General features: G+C 43.2%; 19 protein-coding genes. 10 read left to right on the top strand and 9 right to left on the bottom strand.

Features of this window, described 5'->3' with window-relative positions; translation table 11 throughout:
* Positions 1–41: 41 nt before the first annotated feature.
* Positions 42–1,487, bottom strand: a complete 1,446-nt coding sequence (gene miaB, locus AAGR14_RS03155; protein ID WP_342647148.1) for a tRNA (N6-isopentenyl adenosine(37)-C2)-methylthiotransferase MiaB — start codon at positions 1,485–1,487, stop codon at positions 42–44.
* 225 nt (positions 1,488–1,712) lie between these two features.
* Here miaB and AAGR14_RS03150 point away from each other — a divergent pair, with 225 nt between their 5' ends.
* Complete coding sequence (locus AAGR14_RS03150) at positions 1,713–3,518, top strand: hypothetical protein (RefSeq protein ID WP_342647147.1); 1,806 nt, start codon at positions 1,713–1,715, stop codon at positions 3,516–3,518.
* A gap of 153 nt (positions 3,519–3,671) precedes the next feature.
* The gene (locus AAGR14_RS03145; RefSeq protein ID WP_342647146.1) at positions 3,672–4,772 is read left to right on the top strand and encodes an AI-2E family transporter; all 1,101 of its coding nucleotides are present in this window, start codon (positions 3,672–3,674) and stop codon (positions 4,770–4,772) included.
* Here the strand turns inward: AAGR14_RS03145 and AAGR14_RS03140 are convergent, their stop codons facing one another.
* The 3 genes from AAGR14_RS03140 to AAGR14_RS03130 all read right to left on the bottom strand — a co-directional run bounded on the left by AAGR14_RS03140 (position 4,773) and on the right by AAGR14_RS03130 (position 7,018).
* Entirely contained in the window at positions 4,773–5,360 is a 588-nt protein-coding gene (locus AAGR14_RS03140) for a DUF4230 domain-containing protein (RefSeq protein WP_342647145.1), read from the bottom strand. It lies immediately after the preceding gene.
* Positions 5,361–5,467: 107 nt separating this feature from the next.
* Positions 5,468–5,896: an OsmC family protein gene (locus AAGR14_RS03135; protein ID WP_342647144.1), complete on the bottom strand. Its 429-nt coding sequence runs from the start codon at positions 5,894–5,896 to the stop codon at positions 5,468–5,470.
* Positions 5,897–5,947: 51 nt separating this feature from the next.
* The gene (locus AAGR14_RS03130) at positions 5,948–7,018 is read right to left on the bottom strand and encodes an NADH:flavin oxidoreductase/NADH oxidase (RefSeq protein ID WP_342647143.1); all 1,071 of its coding nucleotides are present in this window, start codon (positions 7,016–7,018) and stop codon (positions 5,948–5,950) included.
* Positions 7,019–7,198: 180 nt separating this feature from the next.
* On the opposite strand from AAGR14_RS03130, the gene AAGR14_RS03125 reads away from it, so the two are divergent.
* From AAGR14_RS03125 to dapA, 4 genes are all read left to right on the top strand, one after another.
* Positions 7,199–8,395, top strand: coding sequence for a cation:proton antiporter (locus AAGR14_RS03125; protein WP_342647142.1), 1,197 nt, complete (start codon positions 7,199–7,201; stop codon positions 8,393–8,395).
* 138 nt (positions 8,396–8,533) lie between these two features.
* Complete coding sequence (ligA, locus tag AAGR14_RS03120; RefSeq protein ID WP_342647141.1) at positions 8,534–10,546, top strand: NAD-dependent DNA ligase LigA; 2,013 nt, start codon at positions 8,534–8,536, stop codon at positions 10,544–10,546.
* Positions 10,547–10,621: 75 nt separating this feature from the next.
* The gene (locus AAGR14_RS03115) at positions 10,622–13,081 is read left to right on the top strand and encodes a DUF5686 and carboxypeptidase regulatory-like domain-containing protein (protein WP_342647140.1); all 2,460 of its coding nucleotides are present in this window, start codon (positions 10,622–10,624) and stop codon (positions 13,079–13,081) included.
* 100 nt (positions 13,082–13,181) lie between these two features.
* Positions 13,182–14,063, top strand: coding sequence for a 4-hydroxy-tetrahydrodipicolinate synthase (gene dapA, locus AAGR14_RS03110; protein ID WP_342647139.1), 882 nt, complete (start codon positions 13,182–13,184; stop codon positions 14,061–14,063).
* Between the two features lie 79 nt (positions 14,064–14,142).
* Here the strand turns inward: dapA and lepB are convergent, their stop codons facing one another.
* The 5 genes from lepB to AAGR14_RS03085 are packed head-to-tail and all read right to left on the bottom strand — an operon-like array spanning position 14,143 to position 18,521.
* A complete protein-coding gene (lepB, locus tag AAGR14_RS03105) occupies positions 14,143–15,273 on the bottom strand; it encodes a signal peptidase I (RefSeq protein WP_342647138.1) in 1,131 nt (376 codons plus the stop codon).
* A 26-nt stretch (positions 15,274–15,299) separates the two neighbouring features.
* A complete protein-coding gene (dapB, locus tag AAGR14_RS03100; protein ID WP_342647137.1) occupies positions 15,300–16,052 on the bottom strand; it encodes a 4-hydroxy-tetrahydrodipicolinate reductase in 753 nt (250 codons plus the stop codon).
* Between the two features lie 42 nt (positions 16,053–16,094).
* A complete protein-coding gene (locus tag AAGR14_RS03095; RefSeq protein ID WP_342647136.1) occupies positions 16,095–16,784 on the bottom strand; it encodes a DUF5683 domain-containing protein in 690 nt (229 codons plus the stop codon).
* 1 nt (position 16,785) lies between these two features.
* On the bottom strand, positions 16,786–17,709 hold the full coding sequence (locus tag AAGR14_RS03090; protein ID WP_342647135.1) for a ParB/RepB/Spo0J family partition protein: 924 nt from the start codon (positions 17,707–17,709) through the stop codon (positions 16,786–16,788).
* Positions 17,710–17,717: 8 nt separating this feature from the next.
* On the bottom strand, positions 17,718–18,521 hold the full coding sequence (locus AAGR14_RS03085; RefSeq protein WP_342647134.1) for an AAA family ATPase: 804 nt from the start codon (positions 18,519–18,521) through the stop codon (positions 17,718–17,720).
* Positions 18,522–18,678: 157 nt separating this feature from the next.
* Here AAGR14_RS03085 and AAGR14_RS03080 point away from each other — a divergent pair, with 157 nt between their 5' ends.
* From AAGR14_RS03080 to AAGR14_RS03065, 4 genes are all read left to right on the top strand, one after another.
* Complete coding sequence (locus tag AAGR14_RS03080) at positions 18,679–19,200, top strand: NAD(P)H-dependent oxidoreductase (RefSeq protein ID WP_342647133.1); 522 nt, start codon at positions 18,679–18,681, stop codon at positions 19,198–19,200.
* 39 nt (positions 19,201–19,239) lie between these two features.
* Entirely contained in the window at positions 19,240–20,499 is a 1,260-nt protein-coding gene (locus AAGR14_RS03075; protein ID WP_342647132.1) for a hypothetical protein, read from the top strand.
* 89 nt (positions 20,500–20,588) lie between these two features.
* Positions 20,589–21,911, top strand: coding sequence for a sorbosone dehydrogenase family protein (locus AAGR14_RS03070; RefSeq protein ID WP_342647131.1), 1,323 nt, complete (start codon positions 20,589–20,591; stop codon positions 21,909–21,911).
* Positions 21,912–22,016: 105 nt separating this feature from the next.
* The gene (locus tag AAGR14_RS03065) at positions 22,017–24,095 is read left to right on the top strand and encodes a TonB-dependent receptor (protein ID WP_342647130.1); all 2,079 of its coding nucleotides are present in this window, start codon (positions 22,017–22,019) and stop codon (positions 24,093–24,095) included.
* Positions 24,096–24,333: the final 238 nt, after the last annotated feature.

Here is a 24,333-nt window from a genome sequence, read left to right as displayed (position 1 = left end):
ATTTTTATATCTGCACATTTGCATATTTGCACATCCGCACATTAAATCACTTTTCCTATCAAAGTTGCTGTTGTGCAGCGGTCAATGAATACGTTTACATATTGGCCGGGCTTGTAGCTTTCGCTTACCGGAAAAACAACCATCGCATTATTGTTGCTGCGGCCGCAATAATCGAGGTTAGATTTTTTGGAGAAGCCTTCGATCAAAACTCGCTGTACTTTACCTACTTGCTCCTGCAAACGTAAATGTGAATGCGCCCGCTGCTTATTTACAATTTCGTTTAAGCGGCGATTTTTAACCGTTTCCGGAATATCGTCAGTGTAACGTTTGGCTGCTAAGGTGCCGGGGCGCTCAGAGTACATAAACATGTAGGCATAATCGTACTGTACAAAATCCATCATGCTTAGCGTTTCCTGATGTTCCTCCTCTGTTTCGGTGCAAAAACCGGCAATCATATCGGTTGATATGGCACACCCCGGTATAATACGACGTATAGCTTCGACCCTTTCCATATACCACTCGCGGTCATACGTCCGGTTCATGAGGTCTAATACCCGGCTATTACCCGACTGTACCGGCAAGTGTATGTAGTTACAAATATTCTCGTATTTGGCAATGGCATGCAATACTTCGTCTGTAATATCTTTAGGATGCGAAGTAGAGAAACGAACCCGCAAATCAGGATTAATTAAGGCAACCATTTCAAGCAGTTGTGCAAAATTAACGCCCGTAATATCATTAATAGAAATCTCAGCTGCCTCGGTTGCTTCAGGCTTCCATTTGTAAGAGTCAACGTTTTGGCCCAGCAATGTCACCTCGCGATACCCCTGATTATAAAGATCAGTACACTCTTTAATGATAGATTGCGGATCGCGGCTGCGTTCGCGGCCACGGGTAAATGGCACCACACAGAAGGAGCACATGTTATCGCAACCACGCATAATGGACACAAAAGCATTAATGCCATTGGTATTTAAACGAACAGGATTAATGTCGGCATAAGTTTCTTCGCGAGACAGCAATACATTCACTGCTTTTTGTCCGTCATCAACCTGGTCAATCAGGTTTGGCAGGTCGCGGTAAGCATCAGGGCCTACAACTACATCAACCAGCTTTTCTTCCTCCAAAAACTTTGCTTTGAGGCGTTCGGCCATACAACCCAGTACACCTACAATCATACCCGGGTTTTTAACTTTGGCAACGGTAAACTCTTTTAACCGGTTACGAACGCGCTGTTCTGCATTTTCGCGAATAGAACAGGTGTTGATAAACACTACATCAGCATTATTATAGTCTTTAGTAGTTTCAAAGCCTTTATCCAGCAAAATAGATGCAACAATTTCGCTGTCCGAAAAATTCATGGCGCAACCGTAACTTTCGATGTAAAGTTTACGACCGTTATGTTTTTCAGCGGTTTGCTCCAGCATCATTGCCTCACCTTGCCTGCTTTCATCATGTGTTTTATCCGGAGTTAGCAAATCCATCATCAGTAAAAATTTTTGAGTTGCAAAAGTACATAATTTTTATCCAATAGTGTGACATATTGGCAGCACAATTAATTAATCATTGTTTTGTTAACCATGCTACCTTAGACAGCTGGTTGAGGCAGCAAACTTTCAAAGCTCGCTGTAAATGTGTATTTTGGTAGAAAAATACGAATAAGTTAAACCCTCCTTAACGCATCTACTTAATTAACGGAGGATATATTGTAAATGACATCTGATTTTTTAAAGCAACGTTGGAAGAAGGTACTGGTTGCTATCTTTATAGCATTCTTGTTTTTGATTACCGTTGTAGCCTACTTTATTAACCGTTACTGGTCGCCTATACTGGCCGACCAGGTGCGTAATACCGTTTTAAGCAGCACCGACAGCCTTTACCAAGCCGAATTTACAGATGCCAACCTGCATATTGTACAAGGTAAAGTGGTTATTCATAATTTTACCATTAAACCTAATCTGCAGGTTTACCGGCAAAAATTAAAAGATGGCGATGCTCCCAATAACCTATACACGCTAAAAGTAAAACGTATTGTTTTTAAGCATATACATCCTCTTAAACTATATTACCATCACAAACTTGATATCAGTCAGATTGTACTTAGTGCACCCGAACTTAACATTACCTACCGGGCCACACAGCGCAAAGACAGTGCTGCGCAATATAAGCGGACCGCCTGGCAACATATTAAAGGCATATTAAAATATTTACACATTGGCGAAATATTACTTAACGATGTAAAGCTGACTTACAGAGACAATACCATCAAGCAACCCTTTGTATCTGAGTTTAAAGAAATGAACTTGCTGGGTAAGGACCTACTTATCGATTCAGCCTCGCAACAAGACAGCTCACGCTTTTATTCTTTTAAAGACATACAACTGGAGTTTAATAACTTTAGCCGGCCGGTAGCCGATAGTTTGTATAATATAAACATTAAGCTATTAAAATATTCGGCCCTGGCGCGTAAACTGGAGGCCTATCATGTGGCGCTTACACCCACGCCCGACTCGTTAAAACTACAACAAAAAAAACGGACTATTTTTTCTGTTAATGCTGATACGTTGCTGGCCACCGGGCTTGACTTTAACCAATATTACCGTCGGCATAAATTTTATGTATCACGACTGGCGCTTTTGAGCGGCAATTTTTCGGTTACGGCCAATCCGGCCATTCAGCCCAAAAAAACTGATCGGGTAGCTACTTTTCCTAATGTGGCTATACGCCAGCTCAAAAACGATTTTAAATTAGATACTATTCAGCTTCATAAAATAAACATTACTTATACAGGTTATGGCAAGCGGTCGCATAAGCAAGGCACGGTATCATTCAACAAAACATCGGGGTATATTTTTAACGTAACTAACAACCCTGTTGCTCTGCAGAAAAACAACTTTGCCAGCATACGGTTGCAATCGTGGTTAATGGATGCCGGCAACCTGCAGGTAGACTTTAAATTTAATCTTACCGATTCGGCACACTCCTACCATTATAAAGGCAGCGTTGGTGCAATGGATCTCGAAAAATTGAACAAAGCAGTAATGCCTTTCGGACTGGTTAAAATCACATCAGGTAATTTAGATAAACTTAGCTTTGACATTAACGCCGATAAAACATTGTCTGAGGGCAATGTCAGCTTTTTATATCACGACTTAAAGCTGCACATTTTAAAGATGGACACGATAGCTAACCGTTATCAGCACCGTGCCATTGCCTCTTTACTGGCCAATGCCCTGATTGTAAAACGTAATAACCCCGACCGCATTGGTGATGCACCGCGGGCTATACATGTAACTTACATTCGTCAGCCCGATACCTCTTTTTTTAAAACCATCTGGAAAACGCTGTCTAAAGGTATAAAGGCCAGTGCCGGGTATGACGAGGTAACCGAAAAACAGGTTAAACAGCATATAGCTCAACACCGTTTAGATAAAGCCAATCGACGTATTAAAAAAGCTTTACGGCAGCAACGGCGAGCCAACCGCCGTCGAAAAAGCGAGCTTGAAAAACAGCGATAATCTGGCATTATCTTCTGTATTTTTCATAACCAATCATATTTGCTATACAAAATTTATAACCGTTCTTAACAAAGGGTTTACAGCTTTGTAAGCTTTAATTTACGGGTTAAAACTTTATGGTTAGTTATTGCTTTTGTATGAAATATTCTCAGAATGCAAACCAAGCAATACCCATTTTATATACAAAGTACCGTTGTTTTATTCGGCCTTATTTTATTTATATACGCTTTAGCTACATTAGCTGATATTTTAATACCGCTGGCCTTTTCTGCATTTATAGCTATACTGCTTAACCGGTTAGTAAATAAGCTTGAGAAATTTCGTTTACCCAAGATAGTAGCCATTTCTGTATCACTCTTGATAGCGACCATTTTTATCGCAGGCGTATTTTACTTTTTATCGTCTCAAATCTCATCCTTCGGTGCCACAATACCTGCTTTAAAAATGAAATTTTCGCACATCATTAACGACTTACAGATGTGGACCTTTAAGCACTTTGGTATTGACACACAGCGCCAGGCTAAATTTATTAAAGACACAGTAAATAACAGTAAGGGTTTGGTAGGACAGACCATTACCACAGTTTTAGGGTTATTAAGTGTTGTACTTTTAATTCCGGTATATGTATTTCTGATATTGCTTTACAAAACGCTTATTATAAATTTTTTATATGAAGTTTTTTCGGAAGAAAACTCAGTGCGCGTAGCCGAAATTTTGCAGGAAACCAAATCAGCTATACAAAGCTACATTGTGGGTTTGCTTACCGAAACCCTGATTGTAGCTATCATGAATTCGATAGCCTTATTACTGCTTGATGTTAAGTATGCCATACTTTTTGGCGTTATTGGAGCGCTACTTAATATGCTGCCTTACATCGGTGGCATAATTGCTATTGCATTACCTGTTTTAATGGCTACCGTTACCAAAGATGGCTACTCAACCCAATTAGGTATCATTGCCGCTTATTTGGTCATCCAGTTTATTGACAATAATATTTTAGTACCGCGCATTGTATCATCAAAAGTGCAAATTAATGCTTTGGTATCTATTATAGTGGTGCTTTTGGGCGGTGCGCTGTGGGGCATATCAGGTATGTTTTTGTCTATACCGTTTATTGCTGTCTTAAAGATTGTTTTTGACCGTATTGACGACCTGAAGCCATGGGGGAAATTATTTGGAGATACTGTCCCTACACGTAGCATTGGACATATATGGCTAAGACGACGCCAGCGCCTAAGCCAAAACCAAATGTAATTACTTGAATTTGAGGATAACGGTTTTGCCTGACACCCCTTCGAGCAGAGGCTTAAAAATAAGCTGCGCATTTTGACGGGCTTTGCCGGTGATATCCATTTGCTGTGCATTTTCTAACAGGCGTTTTTCGGCAAGCTTATAAATATCTTCGACCATGGCTTGGGTAGTACTAGGTAAAATCACGCCACTTACATCATACACTTTCGAGCGTTGATGGTCGAGTTTAGTGTAGCAAATTTCGGGCTGGGGCAGCACCACAGTTATTGTTTTTTGTACAGCGTCTTGAACAATGTCTTTACGGGCAACCTTGGTTAAGTCAATACAGGCAGTTACTTCGCCTACCGCTACAAACAACACACGCTCATCGGGCAAAATGGTATGTACCTGCTTTTTCTCAAGCACATCTTTCATGCTGTATTTGACCAGTTCAAGCTTACCCATGCTGGTAATTTTCTCTACCATTACATCCTCAGTTACTTCACTGCGTACCGCCGTAAACTGGTGCTTCATGTAAAAAAACAAGAAGATGAGAAAGCCAACAGTAATCAGAGAAATTGTAAAACTTAGAGAGGTACGGATGCGAGTCATGTGATGTTAAACAAACAGCTTAATAACAGCAAAGAGCAGACATTATTGCCTGCTCTTTAATTTGATTACAATAATGTGGAATTATTATAACATGTTCAACAGCATTGTTAGGCTTTTGAACCGTAAGTTACATTTAAGGTAAATGGTACGCTTAATGCTTTAGAAATGATACAGTTCTTTTTAGCATCCTCTGCCACGGCAACAAACTGCTCTTCAGAAACACCATCAATAGTACTTGCCTCTAAATCTAAATGAATACCGGTAATTACCAGGTTGTTCATGTCTAAATCTAAAACAGCGGCAGTAGTTAAATCGCCGGGGGTAAAACCTTGCTGACTTAAAGCTGCACCAACAGCCATGGTAAAGCAACCTGCATGTGCAGCTGCAATCAGTTCTTCGGGGTTAGTGCCCACACCTTGCTCAAAACGTGTTTTAAATGAGTATTGTGTGTTATTTAAAGTAGTACTTTGGGTAGTAATTTCGCCGCGGCCTTCTTTTAAAGTACCATTCCAGTGTGCCTTTGCTGTACGTTTCATGTTTTAATTAGTTATTAGTTTTGAGGTTAAAATTGTTTCCTTTTAATATGCTTACCGCCATTGCGCACGGTCGTATTGCAGCGGCCATTGCACGGTATGGCCTAACTCGTGGGCAGCACGCAATGCAAAATGAGGATCGCGTAACATCTCGCGTGCCAGTAAAACTAAATCGGCTTGCCCCGTTTCTACAATTTGGTTAGCCTGTTCGGCCGTGGTAATTAAACCTACCGCACCGGTAAGTATATTTGCTTCCTTTTTTATCTTTTCTGCAAACGGTACCTGGTAGCCCGGCTTGTTAGGTATACTGGCATGAGGCACGTTACCCCCTGATGAACAGTCAATCAAATCTACGCCTTTTTCTTTTAAGGCAGCAGCCAGCTTTACAGAGTCATCAATAGTCCAGCCACCTTCGGTCCAATCGGTAGCCGAAATTCGTACAAACAATGGATAATCGGCAGGCCATACTTCTTTTACTACGTCAGTCACCTCTAAAAGCAGCCTGATTCTATTTTCAAAAGAGCCGCCGTATTCATCAGTACGCTGGTTGCTCAGCGGCGAATAAAACTGGTGCAACAGGTATCCATGTGCTGCATGTATTTCGGCTACTTTAAAGCCGGCTTCAACAGCACGCAGGGTGGTTGCTTTAAAATCGGCTTTAACTTTTTCAATCCCAGCCTTGTCTAAAGCTACCGGCGGCTCCTCGCCGTCTGTAAATGCTAAGGCACTCGGGGCAACGGTTTCCCAGCCGTTTTCATGTTCAGCTGTAAATTGTTTGCCGCCCTCCCATGGCTTTTCGTGACTGGCCTTACGCCCGGCGTGAGCCAGTTGTATACCTGCTATGCAGCCTTGCTGCTCAATGAAACCTGTTATTTGTTTAAGCTTAGTTATATGCTCATCTTTCCATAGACCTAAGTCGGCGTAAGTAATGCGACCCTCGGGCGAAACTGCCGTTGCTTCGGTAATAATTAATCCGGCGCCACCGGTAGCCATGCTGCCGAGATGTACCAGATGCCAGTCGTTGGCAAAACCATCTTCGCTTGAGTACTCGCACATGGGCGATACCGTGATGCGGTTTTTAAGTTTAACGCCTTTAATATTAATACTGTCAAATAAATGTGCCATAATTTTGCCAAAGCTAAGAGCGTAACTTTTATTAATGCATTAGGTTTTGTTAAATTTATAATACTTGCATTAGTATGATATTTTCTTCAACCTTTATGCCTTTTGTAGGTTTGTCGAGTAGGCTGCTGCGCCATTTAGCGCACAAAATGAATTATTTATCACTTTTAAAACGGAAGATATTTGAGTACTTATACTACACTGATTGTACTGAGCGGACTAGTTATTTTTTCTTACCTGTTCGACCTAATTGCCGGAAAAACTAAAATACCCTCGGTATTACTATTGCTGTTTTTGGGTGTAGGCATCAAGCAGGTTGTTGAGTATTTTAATATTCACTTATTTAACCTCTCTACCATCCTACCTACTTTAGGAACACTGGGTTTAATTCTAATTGTATTTGAAGGCGCCTTAGAGCTAAAATATACACCCGACAAAAATGCGGTGATTAAAAAGTCGTTCTTTTCGGCGTTGATTATCCTACTCTGTACCACTTTTACCATCTCCTGGATTTTGTACCAATTAAGCGGAGGCGATTATTATCTCTGTTTTATTAACGCTATACCTTTCTGTGTAATTAGCTCGGCTATTGCCATACCCTCCGCCTCAAGCATTACCAAGCATAAAAAGGAGTTTATTATTTACGAATCGTCCTTTTCGGATATCTTAACGGTAGTACTGTTTAATTTTATGCTCAGCAATAAGCATATTAATGTGGGATCGTTTGCCAAACTGGGTGTTGAGCTAGCTATTATTTTGGCGTTTGCCCTGGGCGCCTGTTTGTTGTTGCTATACCTTATAGGCCGCATTACTCACCACGTTAAGTTCTTCCTCATCATCGCCATCCTGATTTTGGTGTATGCTATTGGGCAGTCTTATCACTTGTCGGCACTCATTATTGTATTGTCGTTAGGCTTGTTCCTGAATAATGCAGACCAGATTAAGCCGCAATGGTTCAAGAAATACTTTATTTATCACGGCCTGAGTTTTGATCTTAAACAATTGCTTCAATTATCGGCCGAAAGTGCCTTTTTGATGCGCACGTTTTTCTTTGTAATTTTTGGCTTTACCATGGATGTAAATCAGCTGCAAAAATGGTCGGTTTTAATTATCGGCTCATTTGTTCTGTCCGCTATTTACATTATCAGATTTTTATATATCAAGTTAGTGTCGAAAACCGATTTAATGCCAGAACTGGTTATTGCGCCACGTGGATTAATCAGCGTATTACTTTTTTATAATTTGCCCAAATACTTACGGCTACCGGGAGTTGAAACCGGATTGCTGTTTGTAGTTATACTGGCTACCAGTATTATTATGAGTATCGGCCTGTTTGTCTACAACCGCCGCCTCAGCAATAAAGAGTTTGAGAATGTGTGATGCTTCATCAATCGAATTGATTTCATTCAAGCAGGTGCTCTTTACTACCCATTATTCAACACAAAACCAACAACCAGCCTATCAACCACTTAACTATTCAACTACTCAACCACCCGTTAAACTTCTTATCTTCGCGGCATGGCGCCTGAAGAAGCTAAACAACGCATTGACTCTTTAACTGCTGAGCTAAAGCAGCATAATTACAATTATTATGTATTGGCTCAACCTACCATTAACGATTACGATTTTGACCAGTTGCTTAAGCAATTGACCGAACTTGAAAAGCAGTACCCTGAATATGCAGACCCTGAATCGCCTACGCAACGTGTGGGTGGCGAGGTAACCAAAGAGTTTAAAACAGTTAAGCACCGCTGGCCGATGCTATCGCTGGGCAATACATACAATGCGCAGGAACTGCTTGATTTTGACCAGCGCGTACGCAAAGCCATTGGTGATAACTTTGAGTACGTGGCCGAATTAAAGTTTGACGGCCTATCCATGAGCATGACGTATGAGCAAGGCCAGCTGGTACGTGCCGTTACCCGCGGCAACGGTGTTGAAGGCGATGAGGTAACTACCAACGTTCGCACTATACACTCGGTGCCTAAAAAGTTGGGCGTGGGCGACTATCCCGACTTTTTTGAGATACGCGGCGAGGTGCTGATGCACCGTAAAGCTTTTGAACGCTTAAACAATGAGCGCATAGAAAAAGGTGAGTTAGCCTATGCTAACCCGCGCAACTTTGCCTCGGGCACCATGAAGCTGCAAGACTCGGCCGAAGTAGCACGCCGTCCACTCGATTGCTTTTTATACTTTTTATATACCGAAAAACAGCTATTTAAAACCCATTGGGATAGCTTGCAAGCAGTAAAAAGCTGGGGCTTCCATGTGAGTGAGCATACCCGCTTGTGTAAAAACATGGATGATGTGCTGGCCTTTATTGCCGAATGGGAACAAAAGCGCTTTGACCTCAGCTTTGATATTGATGGTATTGTTATCAAAGTAAATAACTATGCCCAACAACAAGAATTAGGCTTTACCGCTAAAGTTCCGCGTTGGGCAATCTCCTATAAATATAAAGCCGAGCGGGTAGAAACCGTACTGGAAAGCGTAGCTTACAACGTGGGCCGTACTGGTGCTGTTACTCCCGTAGCCAACCTGAAACCGGTACTGCTGGCAGGAACAACAGTTAAACGTGCCACCCTGCATAACGCCAACGAAATACTGCGGCTTGACTTGCACGAAGGCGATTCGGTTTATGTAGAGAAAGGCGGTGAGATTATCCCGAAAATCATTAGTGTAAACCCCGATAAGCGCAACCCGGATGCTAAGCCTGTAGCCTACCGTACTACCTGCCCCGCCTGCGAAACACCGCTGGTACGTAAAGAAGGCGAAGCCGCTTTTTACTGCCCTAACGATGAAGGCTGCCCGCCGCAAATTGTAAGTAAAATGCAGCACTTTGTAAGCCGCCGCGCCATGAATATTGATGGACTGGGCGACGAAACCATCGAAACCTTATACCAGCATGGCTTCTTGTCGCACATCAGTGATATTTACGAATTGCATACCCAGGCTGACGCCTTAAAGCAGATGGACCGCTTTGGCGACAAATCAATCACCAATATGCTCAAGGGGATTGAACAATCAAAAGAGATGCCTTTTGAAAAGGTGTTGTTTGGCTTAGGTATCCGTTATGTTGGAGAAACGGTAGCGCGCAAACTGGTAGCTCATTTTAAAACGCTGGAAAGATTGCAGGCTGCCACTTTAGAAGAGCTAACCGCCGTTGAAGAAATTGGCGAGCGTATTGCCCAAAGCCTGGTGGAATATATGAGCGGCGAGGTACATCAGCAGGAATTACAAAAATTACAGCAGCAAGGTTTACAATTTACCCTCGAAGAAGCAGAAGTAGTTTTACAAAGCGATAAACTGGCAGGTAAAACCTTTATTATATCGGGCGTATTTGAAAAATACTCGCGCGATGAATTGAAAGAGATGATTGAGCAAAATGGCGGCAAAATAGTAAGCAGCATTTCGGCCAAGCTTAACTACCTGGTAGCAGGCGATAACATGGGCCCATCCAAGTTAGAAAAAGCCAACAAGCTTAATATCCCGATTATTAGTGATGAGGATTTGTTAAAGATGATTGGATAAGGAGTCAACCCTATCATTTAACGCATTTTAACACTTGTATGCACAGATTTTTTGCATATTTAGCCAACCCTATATATGCAGATCAAAGCTACTTTATCACTCTTTATTTTATGCTTGGCCTGTTGCGGCGCCATGGCACAATCGTACACCTTAAGCGGTACTATTAAAAATAATGCAGGGCAGTCTGTTGCATTTGCAACAATATTAATTAAAGGTACCAGCCAAGGCTCGTCGGCAAACAGCGATGGGCAGTACAAGCTTGCGCTGGCCAACGGCACTTATAACCTGGTGTTTAAAGCCATTGGCTACCGGCAGGAAACCCGCACAGTTAACTTAACCGGCAACCAAACGCTCGACGTTCAGCTGGAGCCTGAGGCCTACCAATTGCAAAACGTAGTGGTTAGGGCTGGAGGCGAAGACCCAGCTTATGGCATTATCCGCAAAGCTATACGCAAACGCAAAGGTTATTTGCGCGAAGTAAACGCTTATACCTGCGAAACCTATGTTAAAGGCCTGCAACGCCTGCTGGCCGCACCCAAAAAGTTTATGGGCCGCGATATTAACCAGATTGGCCGTGAATTGGGATTAGACTCTAACCGTAAAGGCATCCTGTATTTGTCAGAGTCCGAATCCAAACTCAGCTTTACGCAGCCCGATTTATATCACGAGGAAATGATTTCGTCGAAGGTATCAGGCAGTAACAAAGCTTTTAGTTTTAACAGGGCCTCAGAGTTAACCGTTAATTTTTACGATAACTTTCAGCACTGGGACGGGCTGAGCAACCGTCCGCTCATCTCGCCTATTGCCGACAATGCCCTGTCCTACTACAACTATAAATACATGGGCCTTACGGTAGAGAACGGCGAAACCATTAACCGTATTAAAGTAATACCTAAGCGCCAGTACGAACCTACTTTTGAAGGTTATATTTATATTATTGAGGATAGCTGGCGCATACACAGTGCAGACTTATATTTAACCAAATCGTCAGGTATCAATATTTTAGATACCATTACTGTAAAGCAGCAATACATTCCGGTTGAGCATAAAGTGTGGATGCCATCATCGGTTAAGTTTGAATTTTCTGGTGGCTTACTGGGTTTTAAATTAGCCGGATATTTTTTGGCGGTTTTTAAAAACTACGAGATCAACCCACAGATCAGCAAAAAAACGTTTGCCGAGGTGATGAAGGTTACCGCCGGAGTTAATAAAAAAGATTCGGTTTACTGGCAGCAGGCGCGGCCCGTTCCGCTAACAGATGAAGAAAAAATTGATTACGAAAAGAAAGCAGTGTTAGCCCGCAAGCGCGAATCCAAGCCTTACCTTGATTCGTTAGATCGCGTAAATAACCGGGCTTCGATACCTGGCTTTCTCTTTTCGGGGTTAAACTTTAGCAATCGTTACAAAAAAACATATTTCCGTACCGAATCGGTTATCGGGTCGCTGCTGTTTAACACGGTAGAAGGATTTGCCATTAACTACGGAGCGGCTTACGTAAAGCAGATTGACAGCCTTAATAATAAATACCTGCGCTTGGGCGGGCATATCCGTTATGGCTTTAGCAACCAATTACTGCATGGCAATATCAACGCTACTGTACCGGTTAACAATTATACCTTTAACTTGTATGCCGGCTCTGATGTGGTTGACCTGAACAACAAACAACCTATCTCGGTGTTGGCTAATGAGTTCAGCAGTCTTTTTTTAAGGCAAAACTATCAAAAGCTGTACGATAAGCATTTCGTTAGCTTATCTGTGTCGCACCGACTGGCCGGAGGCTGGATGGCAACCGCAGGTGCCGAATATGCCGACCGCAAATGGCTAAACAATACCTCGCAGTACAGCTTTTTCCGTAAAGATCGTCCCTATACATCCAACAACCCTTTTATGCCCGAGGCGGATGTACCATTGTTTCCGCAAACACAATCGTTTAAAGTTAGCGTAACTACCAGCTATAATTTCAGTAACCGGTACGTTACCTATCCAACCGGAAGGCACTATTTACCGTCAGACTATCCTACATTAACCGTTGGCTACACTAAAGGCATCAAAAACGTGTTAGGCTCTGATGTGGACTATGACTTGATTACTGCCAGTTTAGCAAAAAACAATGTTAGCCTGGGCATGTACGGTAAGTTTTCATTTTACATTGGTGCCGGCAAGTTTTTAAATAACAAACAACTTTTTTACACCGATTATAAACACTTTGCCGGTAACGAAATTTTGCACTATCAGGATGCGCCCGACGCCTTTTTGATGCTTAACTATTACACTTACAGTACCAGCAAGCAATACCTGGAAGGCCACTTAGAGCAAAACTTTGGCGGCTTGTTTTTAAGCAAGCTTCCGCTTATCCGTAAACTGAAGCTGCAGGAAATTGTACAGGCCAATTACCTAACTACCCCTGGGTTAAAAAACTATACAGAGCTTGGTGCAGGTATAAGCTGGAATGGTTTAAAAGTACTGTACGGATGGTCTTACAACAGTGGACTAAACTCTAAGAATGCCTTACGCTTTGCTATTATTTTGCGATAACCGGAAGCCAAAACAACGCTTCGGTAATTACGATCGCCGCAATATTTAATTAATACAAATCATTACTAAAATCTTATCTTAGCAACCCTTAATAAGATAGATGGAAATGTTTCACGGAACCGGAGTAGCCATGGTAACTCCGTTTAACAGCGATGGCGGAGTAGATTATGCCGGCCTCGAAAACTTAATTAATTACCTGATTAACGGTGGCGTAAATTACCTGGTATCATTAGGTACCACCGGCGAAAGCGCAACCCTAAGCAAGGAAGAAAAGAAGAAGGTTTGGGCTTTTACCGCCGAAAAAGTTAATAAACGTGTACACCTGGTAGCCGGCATTGGCGGCAATAACACCTACGAAGTGGTTGAAACTGTAAAACAGTTTGATACTACGGGGTATGATGCCATACTGTCGGCCAGTCCGCATTATAACAAACCTATACAAGAAGGTATTTACCAGCATTATAAAGCTATTGCCGAAGCATCGCCGCTACCTATTATTTTATATAACGTACCGGGCCGTACAGGCAGCAATGTTAGCGCCGAAACCACGGTAAGGCTAGCTCATGATTTCAGCAACATTATTGGTATTAAAGAAGCCTCTGGCAACTTTGACCAGTTTAACCAAATTATGCGCGATAAACCGGATAGCTTCCTATTTATATCGGGCGACGACCCGGTTACGTTACCTATGATGTCTTTAGGAGCGGTAGGTGTGATATCGGTTGTAGGCAATGCGGTGCCCAAACAGTTTTCGGACATGATAAAGCTTTGTGCTGCAGGCGATTTTAAAGCCGCGCAGGAAGCTCATTATAGATTTATTGACTTCACCCGGTTAATGTTCTCTGAAGGCAGCCCCGGCGGTGTTAAAACAGCGCTTAAACAGTTAGGCGTTTGCGGCGATACCCTGCGTTTACCTTTAGTACAAGTAAGCAGCACAACCGCAGATAAAATTGCCGTTGAACTTAAAAAGATTGTTGGCTGATAGTAAAAGCTGAACGCATAAAAAAGGGGCTGTTTTCCAAACCGGAAAACAGCCCCTTTTATTTTATACATAAGCAGTATTAATGGATGCCCATAAACAGGCGTTTCCAGCGTATTTTGTCCAGGAAGGTGCCGTTGGTATCCCAGCTCATCCAAACAAACAATGCCTTGCCTACAATGTGGTCTTCGGGTACAAAACCCCAAAAACGCGAGTCGAGCGAGTTATGGCGGTTATCCCCCATCATCCAGTAATAATTCATTTTAAAGGTATAGCCGTCCGCTTTTTGTCCGTTTATGTAAACATCCGTTCCTTTAACCTCTAACTTGTTACCTTCATAAACAGTAATAGCCCGGCGGTAAAAAGGCAGTGTTAAACTATCCAGTTTAACCGTCCAGCCTTTTTTAGGGATGATTATAGGTCCGTAATTATCCTGGTTCCATTTGTTAAATGGCTGGTTACGGGTGATGTATTGAGCCGAGTTAGGGAAAACCTCACCACCATATTCTATAGAGTCTTTTGGAGTGATATGCGGTTTTACCTTAGTAATGTTGGCATACCCTCTCAAGGCATCTGCAGAAGCCTTGGTCATGGTAGGATACGGCGTATACTCTGATAACGTAATATGCAGTTCGTCCAGTAACTTCGGATTTACTTCGGTACCGTTGGTTTGCACCTCGTAGTTAATCTGCCCTTCGGGTGGGTTAGGGTTAGGCTTGCCGTTTATATACACCTGCGCATTTACAATAGAAAGTGTATCGCCGGGAGTTCCCTGGCAGCGTTTAATATAATTTTCGCGTTTATCTACCGGACGGTAATAAGGCGAATCGGCCTCCATCGGGTAATTAAATACCACAACGTCACCTTTTTTAACCTCGCTTAAACCCGGTAAACGGTAGTACGGCAGCTTTACGCCATCCCAGTAAGCTTTGGTACCTATAATGGGCATGGTATGATGCGCAAACGGAAACGCAATGGGCGTCATGGGCGTACGGGCACCATAATTTACTTTACTTACAAATAAAAAGTCGCCTACCAGCAATGAGCGCTCCATCGACTCGGTAGGAATAGTGTAGGCTTCGATAAAAAGTGTACGTATCAGTGTTGCAGCAACTACCGCAAAAATAATGGCATCAGTCCACTCGCGGGCTGCACTTTTTTTCTTCTTGGGGGTATCCGTATCTCTTTTTTTGTCCCAGAATTTCCAATTCATATATTAATTTAATTATAACCTGTTAATCAGGCATTAAAGGTAAACATATCTGTTACCGGGAAAAATCCTTTTTTATCTTTCAGCCACTCAGCTGCCAAAACAGCGCCTAAAGCAAAGCCATTGCGGTTATGCGCGGTATGTTTAAACTCAATGGTGTCAATCTCAGAGTCATATACCACCGTGTGAGTACCGGGCACATTTTCAATCCTTAGCGATTCTATCAGTAACTCGTTTGCAGCAACCACATCTTCGGCAGGCTCTGCATTATCGCTTACCACTATATTTTTCCACTTTTGTTTGCCATCCAAACCATCCAGTATACCCTCTGCAATGGTAATAGCCGTGCCGCTTGGCGCATCCAGTTTTTGGGTATGATGTATCTCTTCTACCTGTACATCATAGTAAGGGTAATTATTCATCACCTTAGCCAGCATACGGTTAACATGAAAAAAGATATTTACCCCAACGCTGTAGTTTGAACCGTAGAGCAAAGCATGGTTACCAGCCAGGCATTTATCTTTTATATCATTAAGCTGCTCATACCAGCCGGTAGTACCAATTACAATAGGCACACCCGCTTCAAAGCAACGGTCAATATTACCAAGTACAGACGATGGTGTGCTAAACTCGATAGCTACATCTGCCTGTTTCAAGTTTTCGGGAGTGGCTTCATGAAGGTTATCTTTATCTATTTTGAGTACAATCTGGTGTTGACGCTGCAAGGCAATCTGCTCGATGATTTTGCCCATTTTGCCATAACCCAATAATGCAATTTTCATTTATTATGAATGATTATATGTTGTTAATAATGGTAAGGTGGTTTACTTAAGACTAAAGGTAAGTTTTAATACCGGCATTACCGAAGGAATACCGTTAGAGGCGTAAGTTGGCCCGGTAATGATGCCTGGCGCTATCTTAAAGCTCAGGTCGCGATCCATAGTGTAAGAGTGTATAAACTTGGCGAAAATATAAGCATCAATAGTTTGAATACCCCACACGCCAATAATACCAAAAATACAAAGCTGAAAGTTACGATCAGAACCATTAGAGGCATCGGCCAGTGCCTGAGCGCCATAAGTTGAGGTACGCGCATACAACTGCCCAACAGCTGAGTTAGGATCAGGACGAGGACTAAGTGGGTCTCGCTTAAGCTTGTAAACTTCTAAATAGTTTTTAGCATCCCGCTTGTTGATAATGGCAAAATAAACAAAGCTGCCTATCCCCCCGTAAATTAACGGTAATTTCCACCAGTGCTTGTTGTAAACCTGCCCCCATCCGGGTACCATTAATGAGCGCTTAACCGCGGTACTAGGCAAATGGGTACTATCGGGGTTATACTGCTTTTTATTTTTTTTGTTGAATACCTGCTGCAGGATAGGTTTTGATTTGGCAGAATCTATAACACGGTTCAGGCTGTCTTTACGGTTTACGGTTTTTACCGTGTCCGGCTTTTGTGCAAAAGCCGCCAGTGATAAAAAAACCAGTAAACAACCAATAATTAACCTGTTCATACTACCAGTCCAGCATTTGTAAGATACGGCTCAAATCATCTTCAGACATAAACGGAATTTCGATGCTGCCTGCTCCTTTATTGCCCACCTTCAATTTAACTTTAGTACTAAATTTAGAGGCCAGGTCATCCTGTATTTTTTGTATCTGGTATGAGGGCTTTGCGGCCGGTTTGCGGTCATCTTTTTTAGCAGGTTCTTCGTTATGCTGCAGAGCACGCACCATTTCTTCTACTTTGCGCACCGAAAGTCCGTGCTGCAAAATCTGTTGGTGCAGGTATACTTGCTTTACCGGATCGGCAATGGTAATCAGCGCACGGGCGTGTCCCATGCTGATATCACCATCGCGGATAGAAGCCTGTATACTTGGAGGCAATTTTAGTAAGCGCAGGTAGTTATTTACCGTCGACCGGTTTTTACTTACCCGCTCGCCTAATTCTTCCTGCTTTAGGTCGCACTCATCCAGCATACGCTGAAAGCTGAGGGCAACTTCCATCGCATTCAGGTTTTCGCGCTGTATGTTTTCAATCAACGCCATCTCCAGCATCTGCTGATCATTGGCGGTACGGATGTAGGCAGGTATGGTTAATAGTCCGGCCCGCTTAGATGCACGCAAGCGCCGCTCGCCCGAAATGAGCTGGTACGAGTGTGAGTTTACGCGCCGTACGGTAATAGGCTGTATCAAGCCCTGTACTTTGATAGATTCGGCCAACTCAATCAGTGCCTGCTCATCAAAATCAGTACGCGGCTGGTAGGGGTTAATTTCAATTTCGGCAATCCGGATTTCATTAACCGAGCCCAGGTTGCCAGACGACTTATTGCCATCTGTTTCGGGCGAATTATAATTAGACTGAGGCTTGGTGCTGCCGGCATTGTCAAGCAATGCGCTGAGCCCTTTACCTAAAGCTTTCTTTTTTTCTACGCTCATTACTCAATTTAAACTGCGGCAGGTGCTGCTTTGCCTTTCGACTCTGTTAAACCGTTTTTGCGAATAATCTCGCGGGCCAGGTTCAGATAGTTGATGGCGCCCTTACAGGTTGCATCGTGCATAATTACCGATACTCCAAAGCTTGGCGCTTCGCTAAGGCGGGTGTTACGCTGTATAATGGTATCAAAAACCAAGTCTTCAAAATGCGTACGCACTTCTTCAACGACCTGGTTAGACAGACGCAGCCTTACATCATACATGGTTAACAAAATACCTTCGATATCCAATTGCGGATTTAAGCGATTCTGAACTATCTTGATGGTATTAAGCAATTTACCTAAACCCTCTAATGCAAAATATTCGCACTGCACCGGTATAATCACCGAATCGGCTGCGGTAAGGGCATTAATGGTAATTAAGCCTAATGATGGTGAACAATCGATGATGATAAAATCGTACTGGTCGCGTATTTTGTCCAAAATGGCCTTCATCTTGTACTCGCGGTCGGTAAGGTTAATCATCTCAATTTCGGCACCTACCAAATCAATATGTGCGGGCAGCAAATCCAGATTAGGCGTTTCCGTTTTCTGGATAGCCTCGGCCGGATCAATCTGGTTAATGATACACTCGTAAATGCTGTTTTTGATGGTACGCGGATCAAAGCCGATACCTGACGTTGAGTTAGCCTGCGGATCGGCATCTACCAACAACGTTCTATATTCTAACACGGCTAAACTTGCAGCCAGATTTATAGACGAAGTTGTTTTACCCACCCCACCCTTCTGATTAGCTAAAGCTATAATTTTACTCATTTTTATACCTCACAATTTACAGCACCTTGCCTTTTCCTGGTTTACAAGGTAAAGCAAAAATTTATACTTTCGCCTTGTTGCAATCAGGGGTGTAAAGATACGAATTTAAACAATTCGACAGCCCGGCATGTTCGTCTAACTTATAAACACTTTTTTAATGATCACTATCATTGCCTCCACTAACCGCCCTGCAAGTTCAACTCTAAAATTAGCTAAATATTATCAAAAACAGATGTTAAATAAAGGAGCAGAGGCAAGCCTGCTATCGATGGCCGAACTGCCGCCTAACTTTATACAAACCGACATGTTTGGCAGCCGCAGTGCCGCTTTTGAGCCTATACAGCAACTCATTACCCGTACGCAAAAATTTTTGTTTGTAATTCCCGAGTATAATGGCAGCTTTCCTGGTATTTTAAAAGCTTTTATTGATGCCTGCACGTTTCCCGATAGCTTTTATGATAAAAAAGCGGCACTGGTTGGCCTATCATCCGGCACGTATGGTAACGTGCGTGGGGTTGATCATTTTGCCGGCATTTGCAGCTATCTGCACCTGCATGTGCTGCCGCTGCGCCTGCATATTCCAGGCATCCGCAAAGAGATGAATGCCGACGGTGATTTATTTGAAGAAAAAACAATAAAGTTTGTAGATGAGCAAGTAGATAAATTTTTGAAGTTTTAGCCTTTTTTTACCCCCCCATACTACTGAACCTGTATTCACATGAAATCTTCTTTTTACACCTTTTTGCTGCTGCTTAGCAGCCTGTGCTGTATTGCGCAAACCAATTTTAAACCAGGCTATATCATCTCTAACACAGGTGACACCTTAAAAGGATATATAGACCAGCGTGAGTGGGCACAAAACCCAACTTCAGTAGGGTTCAAGACCCATCAAAATGACCGCGCCATACATTTGTACGTAATCGATAGCATCAGTTCGTTCACGCTAACCGGCATGGAGACCTTTGAACGGCACACCGTGGCGCTTTCGCAAGATGCTTCCAACTTTAATTATTTGAAGGCCGGTATAGATAGCTCATCCGTCAAAAAAACGGTTCTTTTGAGAGTAATTAGTCAGGGACGATACCTGACCTTTTACTCGTACGAAGACAAGATAAAGAGACGATACCTGTTACGGAATGGCAGCGAAACGCCATTTGAACTGAGCCATCACGTATATCTTAACCCGCAGCATACCGACCAGGTAATTAACAGCACCGGCTTTCGTAAGCAACTAACCAAGTATGCTGTCTATTACCGGCCTAATGACCAAAGGCTAATCAATAAAATACAGGCAGCCGAGTACAACGAGTCGGCACTGATCAGGATCGTTGATGCGATAAACGGTAACACTACAAACCCTGGTAAAACATCGTTCGGGATTAATGCTTTTGTAGGAGGTGGCATTGGCCGAACTATGCTCCGCTACGCTGGCCAGTCGCCGCTGGCGGTTGATAATGTTATGCACAAAGATAAGATACTCCCATTTGTGAGCGTTGGCGCTGATCTTTTGCCCAATACCAATGTAGGCCGTATCATTTTCAGAGGCGAATTGATGCTCAGTGGCAGCAATCATGAAGTTAAAGCTTTTTCCCCTGAGTTTAGCCAGGGAAATTATGTGAGGCTGCTTACCATGTACACAGCGTCAATAGTACCGCAGGTGTTATTCAACTTTTACAACACCAGTGATCTCAAGATTTATGCAGGTGCGGGTCTGTCTTACAATATATCCGCTTATACCAAAAATGAGTACGGCCGCTACTACTCAAACCCCGACAGATATGTAGACGATAACATGCTAAAGGGGGTAGAGACTGTTTGGTACAACTTTACAGGGAAACTTGGGGTGATAATTAATAAGCGATACGAAGTTTATGCGACCTACAGCTTACCAGCTAAGAACACGAATTATTCACAATTTGGCGGTAAGCTATCATCCATACAAATAGGCTTTCACTATTTATTAATCAAGAAGCGGTAAATAACGGATGGTGTTGGCTGTAGAATGCGTCAAACAAAAAATTATCCTATAGGTTAAGTTATGGTTACAACAATGAACCACATTTCTACATGAAAAGCAGCTATTTACTATACGCTTCCCTTACTGCAGCTACCGTGTTTGGAAGTTGCTCGCAACAAAAAAAGCCAGATCCAAGTAAGGCCGATACTACAGCCAGTGCCGCAGGGCAGCAGGTTAGTTTACCAGCACCTTACGCTACAAAGTCTACCTCAACTTTTTGTAAGGTAATTGGCTGGCCAAAAGGTAAAACACCAACTGCACCGGCAGGATTTAAAGTGAGCCTTTTTGCCGAAGATTTAAACAACCCACGCAACGTTTATGTAGCGCCCAACGGCGATGTGTTTGCTGCGCTGGCTACTACCGAGGCTTCGGGATTAAAAAAGGCAAAGTCAAAATTAAGCGGTAAAACCGAATCGCAAAATATGGGCGACAGCCCTAATACTATTGTGATTATGCGCGATAGTAATGGTGACGGTGTGGTAGACAGTAAGGGGTTATTTTTGAGCGGGCTAAACCAACCGTTTGGTATGGCCGTTGTAGGCCGTTGGTTTTACGTAGCTAACACCGATGGTTTATGGCGCTACCCTTACAGCACCGGCGATACTCGCATCACCCGCCCCGGCCAACGTATCTTAAAACTACCTGCCGGTGGTTACAACAACCACTGGACCCGCAACCTACTGGTAAGCAAAGACAGTACTAAGCTGTATATTACGGTTGGCTCTGGCAGTAACGTAGCCGAACATGGTTTGGCTAACGAAGCTCGCCGCGCTAATATCCTGGTAATTAACCTGGATGGCTCTAACGAAAAAATATATGCCAGCGGCTTACGCAACCCGGTAGGCATTGGCTTTATGCCGGGCACTAACACCATATGGACTGCTGTTAATGAGCGTGATGAATTAGGCGACGAACTGGTGCCCGATTATTTAACCAGTGTAAAAGAAGGTGGCTTTTACGGCTGGCCTTATGCTTACTTTGGACCGCATGAAGACCCGCGCCTAAAAGACCAACGCCCTGACATGGTAAAAAAAGCTATTGTACCGGATGTTGCCTTAGGGCCGCACACGGCATCTTTGGGCCTGGCGTTTTATGATGGCAACAACTTTGGCGAGAAATATAAAAATGCTGCCTTTATTGGTCAGCATGGCTCATGGAACAGCTCAAAACTGGTGGGTTATAAAGTAGTGGCTGTACCTTTTAATGGTAATAAGCCAGGCAAGCCCGAAGATTTTTTAACCGGCTTTGTGGCTAATGCAGGTAAAAACGAAGTTTATGGCCGTCCGGTTGGTGTAGCCACCTCTAAAGATGGAGCTTTGCTGGTTGCCGACGATTCGGGTAATAAAATATGGCGTGTAAGCGCTGAAAAGTAAATTTTCCACTTTTTAATTTCAAGACCTCATCTTTGTAAGTTGTATTGCAACAGCTTTAAAGGATGGGGTCTTTTAGCAGAAATAACATTCATCCCTCTCATTATAATGGTTAAACCGTTTACCCTTGTTTTATTATTTGTCTTTTTTTGCTCAGCTACCCAGGCACAGCAACGTGACACTTTACAGCAGGATAGCACCCGGCAGCTTCAATCAGTTACCGTAAGAGGGTATTTGTCAGAACAGCGCTTAATCCAAGTACCGGCATCAGTAGGGGTTTTAAGTGCAGCTCAGTTAAGTTTACAACCCAACAATTCTTTGGTAAGCGCCATGAATACACTACCCGGCATACGTATGGAAGAACGTACGCCAGGCAGCTATCGCTTGTCTATCAGAGGCAGCCTATTACGTTCGCCGTTTGGTGTACGCAATGTTAAAATATATTTTGACGAGATACCACTTACCGATGCCGGAGGTAACACTTATTTAAATGCACTTGATGTAAGCAGCCTGCATAGCCTGGAAGTACTTAAAGGCCCTGACGGCAGTTTGTTCGGCGCAAACTCGGGTGGTGTAGTACTAATTAATCCAACTAACCGGTTAACGGATAGTAATTATACCTCAGTTGGCCTTAACGCCGGCTCTTATGGCTTGTTTCATGAAAATGCCGCAGTTAATCAGGTATGGAAACGCAATGAGTTAAATATAAAACAAAGCTACCAAACTTACGACGGCTACCGCGATCATAGCTATATGCAACGGCACTACCTGCAGCTAGTTGATAAATTAAAATATGGTCAAAATAATCAGCTCAAGCTTATCGGTTTTTATTCTAACCTGCAATACCAGACGCCGGGTGGCTTAACGTTGGCGCAATTTGAAGCTAACCCGCGTTCCTCGCGACCAGCTACAGCGGCTACTCCGAGCGCTATTCAGCAAAACATTGGCATTACTACTAAAATGCTGTTCGGTGGCTTGGTGAACGAAGCCCGGCTAAGCAATCGCATTCGCAACGTAGCCACCATATTCGGCTCAAAGGTTAATTTTGACAACCCCTTCATCACTAACTATGAGCAGCGTAACGAAGGCACTTACGGAGCGCGTACCTATTTTGAGTTACACAGTTTACCTACACAACCAGAATGGAGATTAAATTTAGGTGCTGAGTGGCAGCAAACCAATGCTGATATTAATAATTATGACAACCTGCAGGGCATAACCGGTAAGCCACAATCGTTAGATGAGGTAAACACCAACCAGCACTTTGTATTTACCCGTTACGCCGCTACCTTTTACCGCCGTTTAAACGTTGAAGCAGCATTGAGTCTAAATTATTATCAGTATCGATTCCGTAACATTTATCCGCTTAATCAAACGAGTTTAAATACACGCAACTTTAACCCGCAACTGATGCCGCGTGTTGCCTTGTCGTACGAGTTCACCGATAACTTTATTGGCCGGGCATCCGTTAGTCGTGGTTACTCTACTCCTACCATTGCCGAAGTTAGACCGAGTAATAATTTGATCAATACGGCTTTGCAACCCGAAACCGGTTGGAACTATGAAACCGGCCTGCGTCTGCGTAACATGGATGAAAGCCTGATGCTGGATGCTTCTGTATTCTATTATCGGCTCAACAATACAATCGTTAACCAACGTAATACTAACGAAACCGATTACTTTGTAAACGCAGGCGGCACTAAGCAAATAGGTTTTGAATTAAACTTTACGGGCTGGGTTATTGGTCCCAAAAATTCGGGACTGTTAAGAGGACTACAGTTTAATGAAGCTTTTACTTATAATGGATTCAACTTTAGGCAATACAATATCAATAACGTGGACTACTCTGGCAACCGCCTAACCGGCGTGCCCCGGCAGGTAGCCGTAAGCAGTTTACAATTCAGGCTGCCCCAATCCGTCTATGTGTTTGTACAGCATAACTACACTGCCCGCCTCCCGGTTAATGATGCCAATACGGTTTATGCCGGCAGCTACCATTTGTTGCAAGCCAAAGCCGGCTGGCAAGTGCCTTGGCATTACCGAGCCCGCTTAAATATTTACGCCGGTGCCGATAACCTGCTCAATCAAAAGTACAGTCTGGGCAACGACCTTAACGCGGTAGGCAACCGCTATTATAATCCGGCACCGTTAAGAAATTTTTATGCGGGTGTGAGTGTGAGGATATAAAATATGTTATCTTCTTTGTCTTGGAAACAAAGAAGCAAAATTCAAGTCATCCTTTAAGGCTTCTTTTCGCACATAGCCATTGCGCTGCAAAGCCGGGCAGCACCACAGTCTTCTTATATTTTGCGCCTTTACCCACAATGACCTACGCTTCAGCAAAATCTAAAATGCCTCTGCCCTTACGCACAGGCCATCGTATGCTGCCCGCCTTTCGCCCGAAGCGAGAAAGGATGACGAGCCC

It is taken from the genome of Mucilaginibacter sp. CSA2-8R (assembly GCF_038806765.1).
GTDB lineage: Bacteria > Bacteroidota > Bacteroidia > Sphingobacteriales > Sphingobacteriaceae > Mucilaginibacter.
Note: the sequence above shows the minus strand (reverse complement) of the source record. Positions and strands in the feature narration are given on the sequence as shown.

What these genes read in the sequence shown, in the direction of transcription:
- miaB (WP_342647148.1), bottom strand. Translation starts at nt 1,487, where the DNA reads ATGATGGATTTGCTAACTCCGGATAAAACACATGATGAAAGCAGGCAA.
- AAGR14_RS03150 (WP_342647147.1), top strand. Translation starts at nt 1,713, where the DNA reads ATGACATCTGATTTTTTAAAGCAACGTTGGAAGAAGGTACTGGTTGCT.
- AAGR14_RS03145 (WP_342647146.1), top strand. Translation starts at nt 3,672, where the DNA reads ATGCAAACCAAGCAATACCCATTTTATATACAAAGTACCGTTGTTTTA.
- AAGR14_RS03140 (WP_342647145.1), bottom strand. Translation starts at nt 5,360, where the DNA reads ATGACTCGCATCCGTACCTCTCTAAGTTTTACAATTTCTCTGATTACT.
- AAGR14_RS03135 (WP_342647144.1), bottom strand. Translation starts at nt 5,896, where the DNA reads ATGAAACGTACAGCAAAGGCACACTGGAATGGTACTTTAAAAGAAGGC.
- AAGR14_RS03130 (WP_342647143.1), bottom strand. Translation starts at nt 7,018, where the DNA reads ATGGCACATTTATTTGACAGTATTAATATTAAAGGCGTTAAACTTAAA.
- ligA (WP_342647141.1), top strand. Translation starts at nt 8,534, where the DNA reads ATGGCGCCTGAAGAAGCTAAACAACGCATTGACTCTTTAACTGCTGAG.
- AAGR14_RS03115 (WP_342647140.1), top strand. Translation starts at nt 10,622, where the DNA reads ATGCAGATCAAAGCTACTTTATCACTCTTTATTTTATGCTTGGCCTGT.
- dapA (WP_342647139.1), top strand. Translation starts at nt 13,182, where the DNA reads ATGGAAATGTTTCACGGAACCGGAGTAGCCATGGTAACTCCGTTTAAC.
- lepB (WP_342647138.1), bottom strand. Translation starts at nt 15,273, where the DNA reads ATGAATTGGAAATTCTGGGACAAAAAAAGAGATACGGATACCCCCAAG.
- dapB (WP_342647137.1), bottom strand. Translation starts at nt 16,052, where the DNA reads ATGAAAATTGCATTATTGGGTTATGGCAAAATGGGCAAAATCATCGAG.
- AAGR14_RS03095 (WP_342647136.1), bottom strand. Translation starts at nt 16,784, where the DNA reads ATGAACAGGTTAATTATTGGTTGTTTACTGGTTTTTTTATCACTGGCG.
- AAGR14_RS03090 (WP_342647135.1), bottom strand. Translation starts at nt 17,709, where the DNA reads ATGAGCGTAGAAAAAAAGAAAGCTTTAGGTAAAGGGCTCAGCGCATTG.
- AAGR14_RS03085 (WP_342647134.1), bottom strand. Translation starts at nt 18,521, where the DNA reads ATGAGTAAAATTATAGCTTTAGCTAATCAGAAGGGTGGGGTGGGTAAA.
- AAGR14_RS03080 (WP_342647133.1), top strand. Translation starts at nt 18,679, where the DNA reads ATGATCACTATCATTGCCTCCACTAACCGCCCTGCAAGTTCAACTCTA.
- AAGR14_RS03075 (WP_342647132.1), top strand. Translation starts at nt 19,240, where the DNA reads ATGAAATCTTCTTTTTACACCTTTTTGCTGCTGCTTAGCAGCCTGTGC.
- AAGR14_RS03070 (WP_342647131.1), top strand. Translation starts at nt 20,589, where the DNA reads ATGAAAAGCAGCTATTTACTATACGCTTCCCTTACTGCAGCTACCGTG.
- AAGR14_RS03065 (WP_342647130.1), top strand. Translation starts at nt 22,017, where the DNA reads ATGGTTAAACCGTTTACCCTTGTTTTATTATTTGTCTTTTTTTGCTCA.